Genomic DNA, 17,358 nt, shown 5'->3' with positions numbered 1-17,358 from the left:
CATCATGGCAATCGACGCTTTCGCACTGATCCTGGCCATGCTCGCCCTGGGCATGTTGTTCGCCCGCCTGCGGGTGTTCCCGGACAACGCCGCCGACGTGCTCAACAAGGTGGTGCTGTACATCTGCCTGCCTGCCGCGGTGCTGACCTATGTGCCGCGCCTGCAGCTGGATGCCTCGTTGATCGGCATCATGCTGACGCCCTGGTTGCTGATGCTGCTGACGTTGGCGCTGGTAAGCCTGGCTACGCGCCTGCTTGGCTTCGATCGGCAGGTGCATGCGGTGCTGCTGCTGTGCGTGGCGTTGTGCAATTCCAGCTTCATCGGCTACCCGATGGTACGCGCGCTGTTGGGTGACCATGCTTTGCCGTATGCGGTGGTCTACGACCAGTTTGGCACCTTCGTGATGCTGTCCACCTTTGGCCTGTATGTGCTGGCCCGCTACAGCGGCGACACCCCGCCCAGCACCCGCCAGATCCTGCTGCGCATCGCGCGCTTCCCACCGCTGTGGGCGCTGATCTTTGCCTTGCTGGTGATGCCGGCGTCTCCGCCGACGTGGATTGCCGGTGCGTTGAAGAATGTATCCGACGCCATGCTACCGCTGGTGATGCTGGCCGTGGGCCTGACCATCCAGTTACGGCTTTCGCGCGCTGAACTCGCACCGCTGGGCATAGGCCTGCTGCTGAAATTGATCGTGCTGCCGGCAGCGGCGCTGCCCCTGTCATGGGCGTTCGGTCTGCAAGGCGAGATGCTGCGGGTCAACGTGCTGGAAACGGCGATGCCGACCATGATCACCGCCGCCGCCCTGGCCATTTCGCATCGATTGGCGCCGCGATTGGCAGCGGCGATGGTGGGTTATGGCATTGTGTTGTCGCTGGTCACGCTACCGGCCTGGGTCTGGGTATTGGATCGGGTGGTTTAAGTCAATATGTAAGCTTGGACGACCCACAACGAGGAAAGCAGGATGCGTAAACCTTGGTTGATGTTCACTCACTTGGCCTTGATGGCGGCAACGGCTGGCGCGGTTGCGCAACCGGCAAAAGCTGAAGCCACTCCGGAGCATATGCTCGCGCAGATCGAAGCGAGCAATGCCCTACGGTTGCAGTTTGGGAGGGAGCTCGCTGCAAGCGGCCAGCCGCGCAAGCTGTATGCAGCATGGCTGCTGGCACCGATGAGTCTGGATCTGGCACGTGGGAAAACCAGCTACTCGCCGGAGGCTGACACTTGGTTGATGCGCGCGATACGCACCGGCAGCGAGGATCCAGTGATCGCCGCTGCTGCGGTTACCCGCTGCATCCGGGTTGATGAGTGCGATGTGGAGCAGGCACGCGTCACGCTCGCGACCGCGGATGCGGAAGATGCTGGAAGCCAGCTGCTGTTGATGCACTTGGCCGAGCAGCGCAAGGATCCGATCGAGGCGGAGCGCGCCTGGCAGCGTGTGGCAAAAGCATCGCGATACCGTGACCCCGCGGCAACTTTGATCGGCGTCATGGATGTGGCCACGCGTGACTACCCCTGGCCGCTGACCGATCCGGCGCAGGCCGCTGAGTGGGAGCGCCACAACAGCGGCAGCTATCTTGAGCAGGAGCGCACCGTCACCTTGTTCAGTATCGCTGCGATGCATTTTCCGGCGGATTTGAAGCAGGTGATGGAAACTTGCCCCAAGTCCGTGCCTGACGCGGTCAAGCGAGAGCAATGCCGACACCTGTTCAATGTGATGGCCAACAGCAGCTCGCTGTTGGTCGCCGGCTATGGGGCTTCGCGTATGGCAGAGCTGGAGCAAGGGCCGGCGAAGGCATCATGGTCGGCGCGCAAGCGCGAGCTGCAGTGGATCGCGACGGGAGCGACCGAGATAATTGGTGATGAAACCAGAAAGAGCATCAAGGTAAGTCCAGCCGAGTACACCCGTTGGCTTGCAGAACAGGGCGAGCTGCCGGCGATGCGTCGCTTGCTTGCCACCTATGGCGTACCAGCAACCCCGCCAGTTGATTGGCAGCCTTAGTTTGCGACGCCCTGATCAGCAGCCTCAAGCTCTGTTCAATCTCGGAGTACACGCATGAAAAAGCTTCTCTCACGGATGATGAATGCACTTCAGGGCGAAGGGCGGGCTCCGAGGTATGGCACGGAAGTGCCGTGCGCTGTGGCGGATTTCGGTGAAGAAAGGGCTCTCAGCGAGTTGCAGGTCGCGTCTCTTCGAAAGCTCATTGAATTGCTCGCGGCGAGACTGGATACAGAGCGTGCCAGCGCCATCGCTGAGCGGGCGATACAAGCCTTCGAGCCGTGGGATGAAGCAGACATGGCGTTCCTAAGCGGTACGAGCTTGGGCGTTGGCCACACCCTCTCTATCTACCTGGACTGGAACGACAGCAGCGAAGTCGATTGGATAGTCAATCGGATTCTCGAAACACTTGAAATTCCGGACCGTTGGCATTGGGGCGCCGACGGTGGAGATAGATCGATCCCTGCGGCGTTTCGGGCGCTGGAGGAGTGGCTTTCTCTCCGCGGCTACCAGATGTGGCACGTCAATACAGGCGGAGACAATGCGCTGGCATTTCCGGTAGAGCTGAAGGACGCGATTTTGGCTGAGCGTCTCGCTAGAGATGCAGGAATGGACTTGTTTACCCTCAAGGATTCTGAGCCCTACTACGGTGCTGGGCCGGCGTGAAGTTTCGTTTTCATCGGTCATACGCAAGGTTTGCTTGTCAGCAGTGACGCAAAACTCCTCGACGAGTCAACGCGATGAGAAATTTTGACGATCTAGCCGTGTGATTGCTTCTGGCCGCGAGTAGCTGGACTCCGTTGATTCAACGCAATGCGTTTGCGGGTATCAACAGGTCTCGGGTCTCGCGTTGTCGAATACAGCACTGTGCTCCTGGGTGCGCTGGCGCTTACCTGGGCTACGACAGCGTTTGAGTCTTTGGTCGGCTTCAATCCGCCGGCACGGTGCGTTCGCGTGCCCAGTCGCGCAGCGACTGCACCTGCTCGGCCATCAGTACCGTAGCCCGGGTAAACGCAGCGCACCCGGGAAACCGGGTGGCACGCAGCGCGGCACGTGTATGGATACCAGTGACTTTGGCGCCTTGCACGTTTCGCCATCTACGCACGTGTTAGCTTCCCCGGGTGCGCTGGCGCTTACCCGGGCTACGACAGCGTTTGAGTCTTTGGTTGGCTTCAATCCGCCGGCACGGTGCGTTCGCGTGCCCAGTCGCGCAGCGACTGCACCTGCTCGGCCATCAGTACCGACAGCGGTCGGGTGTTGCGGATCTCGGTCATCAGCAGGTCGGTGTCCAGCGGCTTGTTCTCCGCATGGGCGGCATACAGGCCGGCGACCACCGCCTGCTCGATCTCGGCACCGGAGAAGCCATCGCTGGCCGCTGCCAGCGCCGGCAGCGCAAACAGATCCGGCTGCAGTTGGCGGCGGGCCAGGTGCAGGTGCAGCAGTTCGACGCGGGTGTCAGGCGAGGGCAGGTCGACGAAGAAGATTTCGTCGAAGCGGCCCTTGCGCAGCAGTTCGGCCGGCAGCTCCTGCACCTGGTTGGCGGTAGCGACGATGAATACCGGGGCCTTGCGCTCGGCCATCCAGGTCAGCAGGTAGCCGAGCACGCGCCGCGACACGCCGCCGTCCTCGCCACCACTGGCCAGGCCCTTCTCGACTTCGTCTATCCACAATACGCAGGGCGCCAGCTGCTCGGCCGAGGCCAGCGCGTCGCGCAGGTTCTTCTCGGTCTCGCCGTGGTACTTGTTGTACAGGGTGCCGAAATCCAGCCGCAGCAGCGGCACGCCGAAGCCGGCGGCGGTGGCCTTGGCCAACATCGACTTGCCGCAGCCCTGCACGCCGAGCAGCAGCATGCCCTTGGGCGGATCCAGCCCGGGCGGGACGTTGCCGGAGACGAAGACCGCGCGGCGTTGCTCGATCCAGCGCTTGAGCCGGCGCGCGCCGGCCACGTCGCTGAAACGGGCCGAATCGTATTCGTAATGCAGGTGGCCGCTGCGGTTGAGCAGCTCGAACTTGAGCTTGGCCAGTTGCGGCAGGTCATCGGCCTGCAGCGCGCCGTCGGCATAGATCAGCTGGCGGGCGATGCGGCGGGCGTCGGTCATGCTCAACCCGCGCAGGTTGCGCAGGATCTGCTGCACCGCCTCCTGGTCCACCTCGACCCGTCGCCCGCCGTTCTCCTGGGCATAGCTGGTCGCCTCCTCGCGCAGCATCTTCAGCAGCGCGTTGGCGTCGGGCAGGCGGGGATTGAAGCGGGTCGCCAGTGCTTCCAGTTCGGCCGGCAGCTCCACCTTGGCGCCGACCAGCACCACCACGTGGGGCTGGCTGTGGCGGCGCTGGATGATGTCGCGCAGCAGCCGCTGGTGGCTGGCGTAGCCCAGGTAGGGGTGGAAATCGAGCAGCAGGTAGATGCCGCGCTGGTCGGCCTCCTGGATCATGCGCAGGGCGGCGCTGGCGTCGGGTGGGCCGACCGCCTCGTCCTCGCGGTCCATGTCGATGCGGCGCAGGCCCTCGGTGATGGACCAGCGGTACAACGAGCGCCACACGTGCATCAAGGCCTCGCGGAACAGGCCCACGATACGGGTCTCGTCCTGCGTTTCAATGACGATCAGCGCGGTGTTGGCACGGATCAGTGCGGTCAGGTCCTGCAGCTCGCTCATGGTGGTTCCAATGCCGGGGGCGACACGATAGCAAGCCGCAGGCCATGCCGGGGCTGCTTCCTCACCGGATGACTACCTTTGGTAACGCGGGCCGGTGTACGCTGCGGGCAAGTCCCGCGAAAACGAGGCGTGCATGAAGACGATTCTGGTAGCCGGCTCCAAAGGCGGCGTCGGCAAGACCACCATCGCTACCCATCTGGCCGCACACTCGGCCCTGTCCGGCCAGGCAACGGTGATCGCCGATGCCGACCCGCAGGGCTCCAGCACCCGCTGGGCGCAACGCCGCTCCAGCCTGGAGAGCGCGGTGCTGCCGGTGGACGTGCACCGCAAGAAGAACTGGGAAAAGCTCATTCCCGATGGCGCCGAGCAGGTCATCATCGATGCCCCGGCCGGGGCCTACGGCGAGGATCTGGAGCGTTTCATCGACACCGCCGATGCGGTGGTGGTGCCGGTGCTGCCCTCGGCGCTGGATATCGAGGCCATCGTCGGCTTCCTCAACAGCCTGTCAAAGATCAAGCGCATCCATTCGCGGGCGGTGCCGGTGGGCCTGGTGCTCAACCGCACCAAGCCGTGGACGCAGACCTCGCAGCAGGCCCGGCAGATGCTGGCGCAATGGCCGTATGAAGTGGTCGCGCAGCTGCGCGACAGCCAGAGTTATGTGGTGATGGTCGGGCTTGGGCGCAGCCTGTTCGACTATCACTCTGCACAGGTACGCGAGCACCAGCAGGACTGGGAGCCGCTACTCAAGTGGTTGAACAAGGTCTGACAGGAGTATTACCCGACCATGCGTGAATTGATCCTGCTGCGACATGCCCATGCCGAACCGGCGGCCAATGGCCAGGCCGATATCGACCGGCCCCTCTCACCGCATGGCCTGGCCGAGGCCGAGGCGGCCGGCCGTTGGTTACAGGAACACAAGTTGGTGCCGGACCGGGTGCTGTGCTCGCCGGCGCGGCGCACCCGCGAGACCCTGGAGGCGGTGCTGGAGCGCACCGGCTACGTCGAGCAGCGGCTGGAAGAACGTATCTACGAGGCCGCGCCAGGCACCCTGGCGGCGCTGCTGGACGAACACAAGGAAGTAGAGCGCCTGCTGGTGGTCGGCCACAACCCGGGGCTGGAGCAGCTGGTGGCGTTGATGCACAGCGGCCAGTCCGGCGACTACCGTGGCATGCCGCCGGCATCGGTGGCGGTGCTGTCCCTGCCGATGGAGGCGGCGATAGAACCGGGCATTGCCCGGCTGACCGAATTCTGGTGGCCCTGAGCCCATGGCGGCGGCGCGGTATGGGCTGCTGCTGATTCTGTTGATGCTGAGCGGCTCGGTCCTTGCGGCCGAGCCACTGCATTTCGACACGGCGCACTCCCGCTTTGGTTTTGAGATACGTACCCGCTTCGGGCAGAAGGTGGAGGGGGTGTTCCCGCGTTTCGAAGGCTGGATCACCGTGTTGCCCGATGGCCGCCACCAGGTGCGGCTGCGCATGTATACCGAATACGTGGAAATCCCCGACCGGCCGCGCTACACCGGCTGGATCCGCGGCGAGGACTTCTTTGATGCGGCGCGTTACCCGGTGGTGGAGTTCGATTCGGACCCCTATGCACCGCAATTGAGTGAAACCGGTGGCGACGTGCCAGGGCGGCTGTCGATCCGCGGTATCAGCCGGCCCGAGGTGATGCATCTGGCAAAACCTGAATGCGCACGGCCCGGCTATGATTGCGATCTGGTCAGCCGCGGTACCATCCTGCGTGGCCGATATGGCATGGACAGCTGGCAGATGGCCCTGAGTGATCGAGTGATATTCGTACTGCGTACACGCCTGGTTGGCGCCCCCAAAAAGTGAAAGCTGTCCTCCGTATCCTGCCGGTGCTGGCGCTGCTGCTGGCCAGCGGTTGTGCTTCGCTGTCCAATCAGCAGCGTGAGCGTGCCGAAGGCATTGCCGTGGCTGCCCGTTCCACCGAAGTGGCCTGTGACCAGCCCGACCGCTGTGCGCTGGACTCGCCGTTGCGGGCACTCGGTGGCAAGGCCATCGCCGAGTCCACCGCACAGGCCCCGCGCCACTACGCCACCATCCTCGATGAAGGCGAACTGTCGCTGATCGCGCGCTTGAACCTGATCCGCAGCGCTACCCGCAGCGTGGACCTGCAGACCTATATCTTCGACACCGACGACAGTGCACGGATGGTGATCGACGAACTGCTGGCCGCCGCCCGGCGCGGGGTCAAGGTACGTGTGCTGATCGACCAGCTCTCGGCGATCTCCGACCTGCAGATGCTGGGCGCGCTGTCCGGCGCGCATGCCAATTTCGAGCTGCGCGTCTACAACCCGGCGTTCGGCAAGGCCAAGCTCAATTACTTCGACTATGCCGGCAGCGTGCTGTGCTGCTTCCGCCGCTTCAACCAGCGCATGCACAACAAGCTGCTGGTGATCGACGATGTGATCGGCGTGGTCGGTGGCCGCAACTACCAGGACGACTATTACGACTGGGACAGCGAGTACAACTTCCGCGACCGCGACGTGGTGGTGGCCGGGCCGGAGGCGCGCGAGATGGCGGCCAACTTCCAGGCCTTCTGGGTGGCGCGTCGCAGCGTCCCGGCCGAGCGCCTGAACGATGTCGGCAAGACCCTGTTGAACGAGGGCGTGCCGGCCATGCCGGAGGCTGCGTTCCGCCGCCCCGAGCGGATCGCACGGGTGGATGCCGAGGCATCGGACCCCGATTTCATCGAGCAGGCATTTGTCGATACCGCGCTGCCGGTAAGCACCGTCAGTTATGTCGCCGACATGCCGCGCAAGCATCGCCGTGAACGCGAGGCGCAGCCACTCAACGGCCAGCATGTGACCGAGCCGAAGCTGGATGCGCTGATCGCGCAGGCGCGGACCGAGGTGCTGCTGCAGACGCCGTACCTGGTGCTGTCCAAGCCCGCGCAGGAGTTGTTCAGGAACCTGCGCAAGCGCGAAGTGCCGCCGCGCGTGGTGGTATCGACCAACAGCCTGGCTGCGACCGACAACCCCATCGTCTATGCGCTGTCGTACAAGTACAAACGCCGCAACCTGCGCGAGCTGGGTTTCAACATCTACGAGTACAAGCCGTTCCCGCTGGATGCACCGATCGACTATGCGCAGCTGCTGCCAGCGCCGCTGGACGGTGAGCCGGTAGCGCCGGCGCCAGCACGCAGCCGGGTGATCGGTGGCAGCGCGGCGGGCAGCAATGTGCGCGGCAGCGGTTCCGGCCGCCGGCTCAGTGCCGACGGCAGCGAGGTCGAGCGCGAGGTGCTGCGCACCGAAACCCGCCCCTCCTTCCTGGGCACGCGCGCGGTCAACCGACCGCTGCCGGTGACCCGCCGCGGCGCGCGCATGGGCCTGCACGCCAAGTCGCTGGTGGTGGACCGCCGGATCGGCGTGATCGGTACCCACAACTTCGATCCGCGCAGCGAGAACTACAACACCGAGGGCGCGGTGATCATCGACGATCCCGCCTTCGCCGAGCAGTTGGCGCAGAGCATCCTGCGTGACACGCATCCGGACAATTCCTGGGTGGTGGCGCCGCGCGAAAAGCCGCCGGTGCTGTCGGGCCTGAACTACAGCCTCGGCAAGGCCTCCGAGGCACTGCCTATCCTGGATTTCTGGCCCTGGCGCTATGCCACCGATTACGCCTTCAAGCCGGGCCCGGAATGCCCGCAGCCGTTGCCCCGGCAGGACCCGCGTTTCCACAGCTGTTACACCGCAGTCGGCGACTTCCCGGAAGTGAATGTCGGCCCCAAGTGGGTGCTGGTGCGCATGCTGACCGCCTTTGGTGCCGGGCTGGTCCCCATCCTCTGAGCCTTCCATTCCCCAACAGGTAGCTGCAATGAGCCAAGTATTCCGCGCGCCGGTTGACCTGAAGCTGGTCAATGAGTTGAGCCGCAACACGCTGATCGATCATCTGGGCATTGTTTTCACCGCCGCTGGTGATGATTGGCTGCAGGCCACCATGCCGGTGGACGCGCGCACCAAGCAGCCGTATGGGTTGCTGCATGGCGGTGCTTCGGTGGTACTGGCGGAGACGCTGGGCAGCAGTGCCGGCAACCTGTGCGTGGACCCGACCCAGCAGGTGTGTGTCGGCCTGGAAATCAACGCCAACCATCTGCGCGCGGCGCGCAGCGGCGTGGTTACCGGTACCGCACGCGCGCTGCATGTGGGGCGCACCACCCAGGTGTGGGAGATCCGCATCGAGGACGAGGCCGGCAAGCCGGTGTGCATTTCGCGGCTGACCTTGGCGGTTGTCGCGGTTGGGTGAGTGGTTGGCGTTCAGGGTCAAGAGCCAAGAGCCAAGAGCCAAGAGCCAAGAGCTGAAAAGCACCCCTCCCCAACCCTCCCCTTGCCTGCGGCAAAGGGAGGTGGCGCAGCTTTACCCCCTCCCTTTCGCGCAGCGAAGGGGAGGGCTGGGGAGGGGTAGCTTTTGTCGTTGTCGCCGTTCCCGCCCCGGCAAGCACCCGCTAAACCACCATCGCCACCGGCAGGTGCGCGCGCACCCAATCGGCCAAGGCCGGTGCCGGCAGGGCAGGGGTGAAGTGAAATCCCTGTGCGATCTCGTAACCCTGCGCGCCCAGCAGGCGCAGCTGCTCCAGACTTTCAACGCCTTCGGCGACCACCTTCAGCTGCAGGCTCTGGCCGATGTGGGCGATGGCCTGGGTCAGCGCGCTGGCCACCTTGTCGCCCTCGATGCCATGGACGAAGCTGCGGTCCAGCTTGAGTTCGCTGATCGGTAGCTGGCGCAGATAGCTCAGGCTGGAATAGCCGGTGCCGAAGTCGTCCATCGACAGCCGCACGCCCAGTGCATGCACCTGGCGTAGCGTCTGCAGGGTGATCGGGTCGCCGTCCAGCAATACGTCTTCGGTGATCTCCAGGGTCAGGTCACCCGCGCTCAGTGACTCCTGCTGCAGGATCTGGCTGATGCAGTCCGGCAGCGCCGCGCTGTGGAAGTTGGTCGGTGACAGGTTCACCGACACCGACGGTACGTCCAGGCCTTCCTGGCGCCAGCGGCGCAGTTGTCGGCAGGCCTCGCGCAATGCCCATTGGCCGAGATCGCCGATCAGCCCGGCTTCCTCGGCGAGGGGGATGAAACGGATCGGCGGCACGCTGCCCAGGCGCGGATGCTGCCAGCGCGCCAGCGCTTCCACGCTGTGCAGTTGGCCGCTGTGGATGTCGATCTGTGGCTGGTAATGCAGTTGCAGCTGGCCCTGCTCCAGGGCCTCGCGCAGCGCTGCCTCCAGCGCCATGCGTTCCTGCGCGCATTCGTCCATCTCACTGCTGTAGAAACGCACGCGGTTGCGGCCGTTGTGCTTGGCCTGGTACATGGCGACATCGGCATGGTGCAGCAGCGAATCCATGTCGCCACCGTCATGCGGAAAGATGCTGATGCCGATGCTGGCCGACGGGCGGATCTCCATGTCGCCCAGTGGCAAGGGCAGCCCGAGGGTACGCAGGATGCGTTCGCTGCGCTCGCTGGCCGTGGCCACGTCGCAGCGGTTGAGGACCACCACGAACTCGTCGCCGGAGAGCCGGCCGACGATGTCCATCGGCCCGGTCTCTTCCTGCAGGCGCCGCGCCACCGTGCGCAGCAGCTCGTCGCCGCCAGGGTGGCCGAAGGAATCGTTGATCTGCTTGAAGCGGTCCAGGTCGATGAACATCACCGCCAATGACTGCCCTTGATGGCTGGCCGCGGTGATGGCCTGGTCGGCCTGTGCGTGCAGCAGACTGCGGTTGGGCAGGCCGGTGAGGTCGTCGTAGAACGCGAGCCGGCGGATCCGGTTGCGGGCTTCCTCGCGTTCGAGCGCCAGCGCGCACAGGTGCACGATGACCTCGACCAGACGGTGATGGAAGCTGTCCGGATCGTAGGGCTGGCGGTAGTAGAAGGCGAAGGTGCCGAGCACGCGGCCATCGTTGGCCTTGATCGGGGTGGACCAGCAGGCGGCCAGGCCATGCTGCAGGGCCAGGTGGCTGATGCCCTCCCAGTTGGGGTCGGTGGCGATGTCGCGGCTGATCACGGTCTGGCCGGTATGCGCGGCGGTGCCACAGCTGCCGGTCTTCGGTGCCACCGGTACGCCGTCCACCAGCCGGGTATAGGCATCGGGCAGGCTGGGTGCCGCCAGGTGGCGCAGCCGTCCGTCCTCCACCCGCAGCACCGAGCACAGCACCTGCGGGGCGATCTTCTCCACCTCCAGGCACATCATCTGCATCACTTCGGCGGTGGGTACCTCGCGCACCATCGCGTCGAGCATCTTGTGCTGCAGGACTTCGTGCACCTTGGTGCGGGTGATGTCCATCAGCACGATGACCAGGTTCACCAGCGTGCCGTAGTCATCGAAGATGGGATTGGTGCTGACCGAGCACCACAATGGCTGCCCGTTCTTGCGGTAAAGCCGCTCGTCGGCGCGGATAGGCTGCCCGGCCAGCAGGCGTGCGAGGTAAGCGCCTATCTGCTCGGGCGAATAACTGTCCGGTGCCAGCAGCGCCGGCACGTACTGGCCCATCGCCTCGCTGTCGAGGAAGCCGAACAGACGCCGGAAGCCCTTGTTCAAATGCACGATGCGGCCTTCGGCATCGGTGATCAGCACCGCGCTCTGGGTTTCATCAAAACCCAGCGACAGCAAGCGCTCGCGCGCCTGCGCCAGCCGCCGGGCGGTGACATCGTGCACCAGTGCCAGATGGATGCTGCGGCCATTGTCGGCGATCTGCGACAAGGTGACGCTGATCCAGCAGGGAACGTCGTCCTTGCGGATCATCTGGATGTCGTGCGGATTGGCAGCCAGCTCCTGCACGCGGTTGCTGCTGCCGGGATACAGGCGGGTGTTGTAACGCTCGCGCATGCTGGCGGGCGCCAGCGTGCCCAGGTTCTTGCCTTGCAGCTCGGTGCGGGACCAGCCGGAGATGTCCTCCATGGCATGGTTGACGTACAGAATGGTGTTGGTGTCGTCGAACAGAATCACGCCGTTGCCGATCTGCTCCAATGCCGCCGAGAACAAATGCAGCATGTCTTCTGTCGATGACAGCAGCTGCCGGTCCATCATGCGCTCCCCTGAACGATAGTGTTGTTGTACACACTTCATGCCGGGAAAGGTGCCGGCGTACCCCGATTCGGTGGGCTGGCCGGTACTTCCTGTCGATAGTGTGGCACGGCGCACCTTTTGGATGCGCCTCCGGCAAAGCCTGTCGGGGCGGCTGCCGTGCTGGCGGAAGCCGGACCGCATCCGGTATCGTGCGGGGATGACTTCCCCCCGTCCCGCCCGCCAGGGCGGTGTGGCCCGCGTGTTCCGTTACCTGTACCGCGTCCCGCTGCTCCTGGTTCACATTGTCCTGTTCCTGCCGCTGATCCTGCTGCTGATGACGCAGCCGTTGGGGCGCATCGGCCCCGCCAGCAACCCGCTGGAAGAGCGGGTGGTGCGCTGGTGGTCGGGCGGTTTGATGTGGATCTTCGGCTTCCGCCTGCAGCGTTACGGCCAGCCCTTGCCGGGCGCGGTGCTGTTTGTGGCCAACCACGTGGGGTGGGTCGACATCTGCGTGATCCACAGCCAGAAGATGGTCGGCTTCGTCGCCAAGCGCGAGATCGCCGGCTGGCCGGTGGTCGGCTGGGTCGCCAGCCGTGGCCACACCATCTTCCACCAGCGCGGCAACACCGAGTCGCTGGGCGGGGTGATGGAAGAGATGGTCAAGCGCCTGCAGGAACAGCGGCCGGTGGCGGTGTTCCCGGAAGGGCGCACCCGTGGCGGCACCGAGGTGGGTCCGTTCCATGCGCGCATCTTCCAGGCGGCGGTGGAAGCCGGCGTGCCGGTGCAGCCGATCGCGCTGCGTTATGGCGTGCGCGGTGATGCGCAGACCACGGTGGCGTTCGCGCCGGGCGAGAGCTTCGCCGGCAACTTCCTGCGTCTGCTGGGTGAGCCGGCACGGCGTGGTGAGGTGCATTTCCTGGAGCCGATCGGCAGCCAGGATCTGGAAGGTCGCCGGCGCATTGCCGAAACCTCGCGCGCGCGCATCGTGGCGGTGATGGAAGGGCCATAAGGTGCGTACCGCGGCCACCACAGCGTTGGGCAGTCCTCGCCAACCGGGTCGGCCATGCTGAGCGCCTGCAATTACCAGCCACCGCGCTGGCTGCGGAACCCGCACCTGCAGTCGATGCTGGCATCCAGCCGGGTGCGGCTGCGGCGCGGCAAACAACTGCTGGCCGGCACCGGTGCGCTGACCCAGGAACTGATGCTCGATGGCGGCGACGGTGTGCGCCTGCAGGCCTGGCACAGCCGGCTGCCGGGCATGCCACCCAAGGCGCTGGCGTTGCTGCTGCATGGCTGGGAGGGCAGCGCCGAATCCAGCTACATGCGGATGACCGCCGTACGTCTGCTGGAGCAGGGCTTTGACGTGGTGCGGCTGAACTTCCGCGATCACGGCAACACCCACCACCTCAATCCGGGCATCTTCCATTCGTGTCGTATCGACGAAGTGGTCAATGCCGCCGGTGATGTGGCGCAGCGCTTTGCCGACCTGCCGATGGTGGCGGCGGGCTATTCGCTGGGTGGCAATTTCGTATTGCGGCTGGCCTTGCATGCGCCAGCGGCCGGGGTGCCGCTGCGGCACGTGGCCTCGGTATGCCCGGTGCTGGATCCGGGCATCACCATGGACAGCATCGAGCGCGGTCCGGTGATGTACGACTGGTATTTCCGCCGCAAATGGACCGGCTCGCTGCGGCGCAAGCGCGCGTTGTTCCCGGAGCTGGCCGACTGCGATGACAGCGTGCTGAAGCTCGATATCCGCGCGCTGACCGGTTGGCTGGTGGACCGGCATACCGACTTCGGCTCGTTGCAGGAGTACTTCGACGGTTACTCGATCGCCGGCAGCAAGTTGGCCGGGCTGCAGGTGCCGGCCGACATACTGATGGCCGCCGACGACCCGGTGATTCCGTTCACCACCTTCGACCACTGGCAGTTGCCGGCCGACGCGCATCTGGAGATCGCGCGCTGGGGCGGCCACTGCGGTTTCATCGAGAACCTGCGTGGTGATGGCTTCTCCGAGCGCTGGGTGGCGCAGCATCTGGCTGCCGCCGTCGGCTGAACCCGGCGGGCGCGGCCGGGGCCGCTACAATGCAGGTTTGCGCTCACGCTGGACCGCCATGCAAGACAAGATCATTGAAGCCCTGCGCCGTAATGCCACCGACGAGGCCGTGACCCTGGCCCAGGCATGGGTTGGCGCGGAACCGCAGCAGGCCCAGGCCCACCGCTGGCTGGCGCTGGCCCTGCAGCAGGATGAGCAGCTGGAGCCGGCCCAGGCCAGCCTGGAGCAGGCACTGAGCCTGGCCCCGGACGATGCCGCCCTGCATCTGCAACATGCCGGCCTGCTGCTGGCACAGCGTCAGATCGACGCTGCCGGTCAGGCACTGGACCGCAGCACCGCGCTGAACCCCAACGAGTTCTCCGCCTACCTGATGCAGGCGCACCTGGCCTTGGGCCGTGACGATATCGACGAGGCCGACCGGCTCGGGCGCTTGGCTGCCCGTGTCGATCCGGACAGCCCCGAACTGGGCGCGATTGAAGGCATGGTTGCGTTGCGGCGCGGCGACGCCGACCGCGCGCTGGCCATCCTGTCGGCCGCCAGCAGCCGTCTGCCGGGTGATGTCCGCGTGTTGTACGCATTGGGCTTCGCCTATCTGGGCAAGGACATGCTGGCCTTTGCCGAGCAGGCGTTCCGTCGCGTGATCGAACTGAACCCGAGCAACCACGCGCTGCGTGGCCTGGTGGTGCAGTTGGCCTTGCGCCAGGGGCACCTGGACCGCGCGGCCGAGATGATGCGCGAGGTACTGGCCACGCCGCAGGGCAATACCCCGGGCATGCGCCGCCTGGCCGGTGAGCTGGAGCTGGCCTCGGGCCAGCCGCTGCAGGCGCTGGAGCATCTGCTGCCGTTGCTGCAGCAGGTGCCAGGTGATCGCCCGACGCTGCAGATGTTGCTGATGGCCTGGCAGCGCCTGGGCCGCGAGGAAGAAGCGCGCAACGAGCTGGAAGCCGCCGTGCAGGCGCAGCCGCAGCTGCATGACCTGTGGATGGCACGGCTGGCCGTGGCCCAGGTCGGCAGCGAGGAGGCGGTCGACGTGGTCGAACGCTGGCTGGCGGCGATGCCGGAGCACCTGCCAGCGCTGGAAGCGCGGATGAGCCTGCATGACATGAACGACCAGGCCGAGGAGGCCGAGGCCGTGGCCCATCACATCGTCGCCCTGGAGCCGGGTCGGGTCAGTGGCGAACGGCGCATTGTCGAAGCCCTGCTGCAGCGTGAGCCGAGTGCGGCGATCGCGCATGTGCAGCAGCTGGTGGACAACGCCCCGGAACAGGCGCGTGCGAGTGTGCGCAGCTGGCTGGGTGCCATCCAGGACCGCGCGGGTGATCATGCCGGCGCAGTGGCTACCTGGTTGCGCCTGCATGAAGAGATGGCACCCAACCGTGTGCCGCTGCCGCAGCAGGCGCGGGCACCGGCCGAATGGCCGGCGATGGGTGAGGTGGCGGGTGACAACCCGATCAGGCCGATGTTCCTGTGGGGCGCACCGGGTTCGGGCGTGGAGCGGGTGGCAACGGTGATGGCGGCAGGCAGCCGTGTATTGCGCGCTGACCGCTTCGGACCGACCCCGCCCAATGATGCGTTCCAGAACTTCCTGACCCTGCAGCGGCTGGCAACCGACGCACTGACGCCGGAACAGCTGGTGCAGCAGTGGCGTGAGGCGCTGCCGGCACGCGGCATCGAAGACGGCAACGTGATCGACTGGCTGCTGTGGTGGGACAACGCGCTGCTGTGGGCGCTGCGCCCGCAATTGCCGGAAGGCCGCCTGGTCATCGCCCTGCGTGACCCGCGCGACATGCTGGTGGAGTGGCTGGCGCTGGGTGCACCGGCACCGCTGGCGGTGACCTCGTCCAACGAGGCAGCGCAGTGGCTGGCGCGCGCGCTGGCGCAGGTGGCACTGCTGCACGAGCAGGAGCTGTATACCCACATGATCATCCGTACCGACGACGCGGTGAACGATCCGGAGGCGATGGGTGCGCTGTTGGAGCAGGCCTTTGGCCTGCGTTTCCCGCCGGTGCGCAGCCTCGGCCAAGGCACCATTTCGGCCGGCCATTGGCGTCATTACGCGCAGGTGCTGGCGGCGGAGTTTGCGCTGCTGACCCCGGTCGCGGTGCGTCTGGGTTATCCCGAAGTCTGAGCAAGGAGAAAGCATGAAACTGGACAGCCAGAGTTTTCAGAATGGGCAGCCGATTGCGGCCGAATTTGCCGCCGGTGATGCCCATGGCTTCGCCGGCAACCGTAATCCGCAGCTGGCATGGCGTGATGTGCCGGCAGGCACGCGCTCGTTCGCGCTGATCTGCGTGGACCCGGATGTGCCGACGGTGGCCGAGCTGGTGGGCCGCGACGACGTCAGCATCCCGCTGGACCAACCGCGTGGTGATTTCGTGCATTGGGTGATGGTGGATGTTCCTGCCGAGCTGCGCGAGATCGCTGCCGGCAGCTGCAGCGATGGCTTCACCGCGCATGGCAAGACGCAGCCGACCGGTCCGGCCGGTGCACGCCAGGGTATCAACGATTACACCGGCTGGTTTGCCGGCAATGCACAGATGAGCGGCACGTACTATGGCTATGACGGCCCGTACCCGCCATTCAACGACGAGCGCCTGCACCGCTATTTCTTCCGTCTGTTTGCGCTGGATGTGGAGCGTCTGCCGGTGGAAGGGGCATTCACCGCCGCCGACGTGTACCGCGCCATGCAGGGCCACGTAATGGCCGAGGCAGCCGTGCACGGCACCTATACGTTGAACAAAGCGCTGGCCTAGCCATGTAGTGCCGAGCCATGCTCGGCAGGGGGCCTTACCGGTAGAGCCCCTGCCGAGCACCGCTCGGCCCTACAACTAAGAGCGCAGGCGTATCGCCAAACCTATCGCCTGCACGAATCCATAGCTGATCAAGGCCGCCGCCAATGCCAGGGTCAAGGGACTGGCGTTGCCCATGCCCGCCCCCATGCCCTGGCTGAAAGCGCCGCCATACCAACGCCAGGCCAAACGCCCCATCAGCAATACCGCCAAGGCGCCACCAATCCAGGGATTCGGTGTGTAGCCGACGCGGCCATCGCGCGAGCTGATCAGCGTGTGCCTGAGTGCGAACAAGCCCAGTCCAACTCCGGCGATCGCGCCGACAATAATCCCCAGCGCAACATGCGGGATGTAGATCGCCGCCGCTACCAGCGCAGCACCCACCAACGACAGGATGCCGATACGGACGGCGTTGCGAACCGGCCGCCACGGCTGCCAGCCGAAGTGGCGACGGATGCGCCGGTAATACAACCAGCCGAAACCGGCCGTCATCAACCAAGGCATGTAGACAGGCACTGCAGCAGGCATGAAACGTCCCCGTACGTAGGAGCGGCGTAAGCCGCGAAGCTGACAACGAAACAGACATCCGTAGTGCCGAGCCATGCTCGGCAGGGCCTTACCGGTAAAGCCCCACCTGTAGTGCCGAGCCATGCTCGGCAGAGGCATTACCGGCAATGCATCAAAAGCCAACCCCTCCCCAACCCTCCCCTGCGCCTGCGACGCAAGGGAGGGAGCGTAGTGGGGGGCGCGGGGCCGGGGGGGCCCGGCCCGGCGGGGGCGGCGCCCACCCCCCGGGCGGGGCACGGGCGCCGCCGCCGACCAGGACGGGGACGCCTCGGTGTGAGG

At 65.6% G+C, this 17,358-nt stretch carries 16 protein-coding genes; 12 read left to right on the top strand and 4 right to left on the bottom strand.

What is annotated here, in order from left to right; genetic code table 11:
* Positions 1-4: 4 nt before the first annotated feature.
* The 3 genes from ACVOLQ_RS13140 (at position 5) to ACVOLQ_RS13130 (ending at position 2,662) form a co-directional block, all read left to right on the top strand.
* Positions 5-919, top strand: a complete 915-nt coding sequence (locus ACVOLQ_RS13140; RefSeq protein ID WP_481528308.1) for an AEC family transporter — start codon at positions 5-7, stop codon at positions 917-919.
* Positions 920-1,261: 342 nt separating this feature from the next.
* Positions 1,262-1,999: a hypothetical protein gene (locus ACVOLQ_RS13135; RefSeq protein ID WP_481528307.1), complete on the top strand. Its 738-nt coding sequence runs from the start codon at positions 1,262-1,264 to the stop codon at positions 1,997-1,999.
* A gap of 54 nt (positions 2,000-2,053) precedes the next feature.
* Entirely contained in the window at positions 2,054-2,662 is a 609-nt protein-coding gene (locus tag ACVOLQ_RS13130; RefSeq protein WP_481528306.1) for a DUF6630 family protein, read from the top strand.
* A 262-nt stretch (positions 2,663-2,924) separates the two neighbouring features.
* Here ACVOLQ_RS13130 and ACVOLQ_RS13125 read toward each other — a convergent pair whose 3' ends face one another.
* Both ACVOLQ_RS13125 and ACVOLQ_RS13120 read right to left on the bottom strand, forming a co-directional pair.
* Positions 2,925-3,083, bottom strand: a complete 159-nt coding sequence (locus ACVOLQ_RS13125; RefSeq protein ID WP_481528305.1) for a hypothetical protein — start codon at positions 3,081-3,083, stop codon at positions 2,925-2,927.
* A gap of 85 nt (positions 3,084-3,168) precedes the next feature.
* Positions 3,169-4,650 (bottom strand): AAA family ATPase, encoded by a 1,482-nt coding sequence (locus tag ACVOLQ_RS13120; RefSeq protein ID WP_313173904.1) that lies wholly within the window; start codon positions 4,648-4,650, stop codon positions 3,169-3,171.
* Positions 4,651-4,783: 133 nt separating this feature from the next.
* Between ACVOLQ_RS13120 and ACVOLQ_RS13115 the strand changes: the two genes are divergently transcribed.
* From ACVOLQ_RS13115 to ACVOLQ_RS13095, 5 genes are read left to right on the top strand one after another with little or no spacing between them, the layout of a single operon-like run.
* The gene (locus ACVOLQ_RS13115) at positions 4,784-5,416 is read left to right on the top strand and encodes a ParA family protein (protein ID WP_313173905.1); all 633 of its coding nucleotides are present in this window, start codon (positions 4,784-4,786) and stop codon (positions 5,414-5,416) included.
* An 18-nt stretch (positions 5,417-5,434) separates the two neighbouring features.
* Positions 5,435-5,911, top strand: coding sequence for a SixA phosphatase family protein (locus ACVOLQ_RS13110; RefSeq protein WP_313173906.1), 477 nt, complete (start codon positions 5,435-5,437; stop codon positions 5,909-5,911).
* Between the two features lie 43 nt (positions 5,912-5,954).
* A complete protein-coding gene (locus tag ACVOLQ_RS13105; RefSeq protein ID WP_313173927.1) occupies positions 5,955-6,485 on the top strand; it encodes a YceI family protein in 531 nt (176 codons plus the stop codon).
* Positions 6,482-8,461, top strand: a complete 1,980-nt coding sequence (locus ACVOLQ_RS13100; protein ID WP_481528304.1) for a phospholipase D family protein — start codon at positions 6,482-6,484, stop codon at positions 8,459-8,461. Before ACVOLQ_RS13105 ends, ACVOLQ_RS13100 begins: the two co-directional genes overlap by 4 nt.
* A 28-nt stretch (positions 8,462-8,489) precedes the next feature.
* Positions 8,490-8,918 carry a hotdog fold thioesterase gene (locus ACVOLQ_RS13095; RefSeq protein WP_303748033.1) on the top strand — a complete coding sequence of 143 codons (429 nt, stop codon included), beginning with the start codon at positions 8,490-8,492 and terminating at the stop codon, positions 8,916-8,918.
* A 199-nt stretch (positions 8,919-9,117) separates the two neighbouring features.
* Here the strand turns inward: ACVOLQ_RS13095 and ACVOLQ_RS13090 are convergent, their stop codons facing one another.
* Positions 9,118-11,688 (bottom strand): EAL domain-containing protein, encoded by a 2,571-nt coding sequence (locus ACVOLQ_RS13090; RefSeq protein WP_313173909.1) that lies wholly within the window; start codon positions 11,686-11,688, stop codon positions 9,118-9,120.
* A gap of 199 nt (positions 11,689-11,887) precedes the next feature.
* Here ACVOLQ_RS13090 and ACVOLQ_RS13085 point away from each other — a divergent pair, with 199 nt between their 5' ends.
* From ACVOLQ_RS13085 to ACVOLQ_RS13070, 4 genes are read left to right on the top strand one after another with little or no spacing between them, the layout of a single operon-like run.
* Complete coding sequence (locus ACVOLQ_RS13085; RefSeq protein ID WP_313173910.1) at positions 11,888-12,679, top strand: lysophospholipid acyltransferase family protein; 792 nt, start codon at positions 11,888-11,890, stop codon at positions 12,677-12,679.
* A 57-nt stretch (positions 12,680-12,736) separates the two neighbouring features.
* The gene (locus ACVOLQ_RS13080; RefSeq protein ID WP_313493506.1) at positions 12,737-13,723 is read left to right on the top strand and encodes a YheT family hydrolase; all 987 of its coding nucleotides are present in this window, start codon (positions 12,737-12,739) and stop codon (positions 13,721-13,723) included.
* Between the two features lie 58 nt (positions 13,724-13,781).
* Positions 13,782-15,851, top strand: coding sequence for a tetratricopeptide repeat protein (locus ACVOLQ_RS13075; RefSeq protein WP_481528303.1), 2,070 nt, complete (start codon positions 13,782-13,784; stop codon positions 15,849-15,851).
* A gap of 13 nt (positions 15,852-15,864) precedes the next feature.
* Entirely contained in the window at positions 15,865-16,476 is a 612-nt protein-coding gene (locus tag ACVOLQ_RS13070; RefSeq protein WP_481528302.1) for a YbhB/YbcL family Raf kinase inhibitor-like protein, read from the top strand.
* Positions 16,477-16,551: 75 nt separating this feature from the next.
* On the opposite strand, the gene ACVOLQ_RS13065 is transcribed toward ACVOLQ_RS13070, so the two are convergent.
* Positions 16,552-17,040, bottom strand: coding sequence for a CcdC protein domain-containing protein (locus tag ACVOLQ_RS13065; protein WP_313171065.1), 489 nt, complete (start codon positions 17,038-17,040; stop codon positions 16,552-16,554).
* Positions 17,041-17,358: the final 318 nt, after the last annotated feature.

The organism is Stenotrophomonas sp. STEN031 (assembly GCF_056759975.1).
This window is presented reverse-complemented; position numbering and strand designations above follow the sequence as displayed.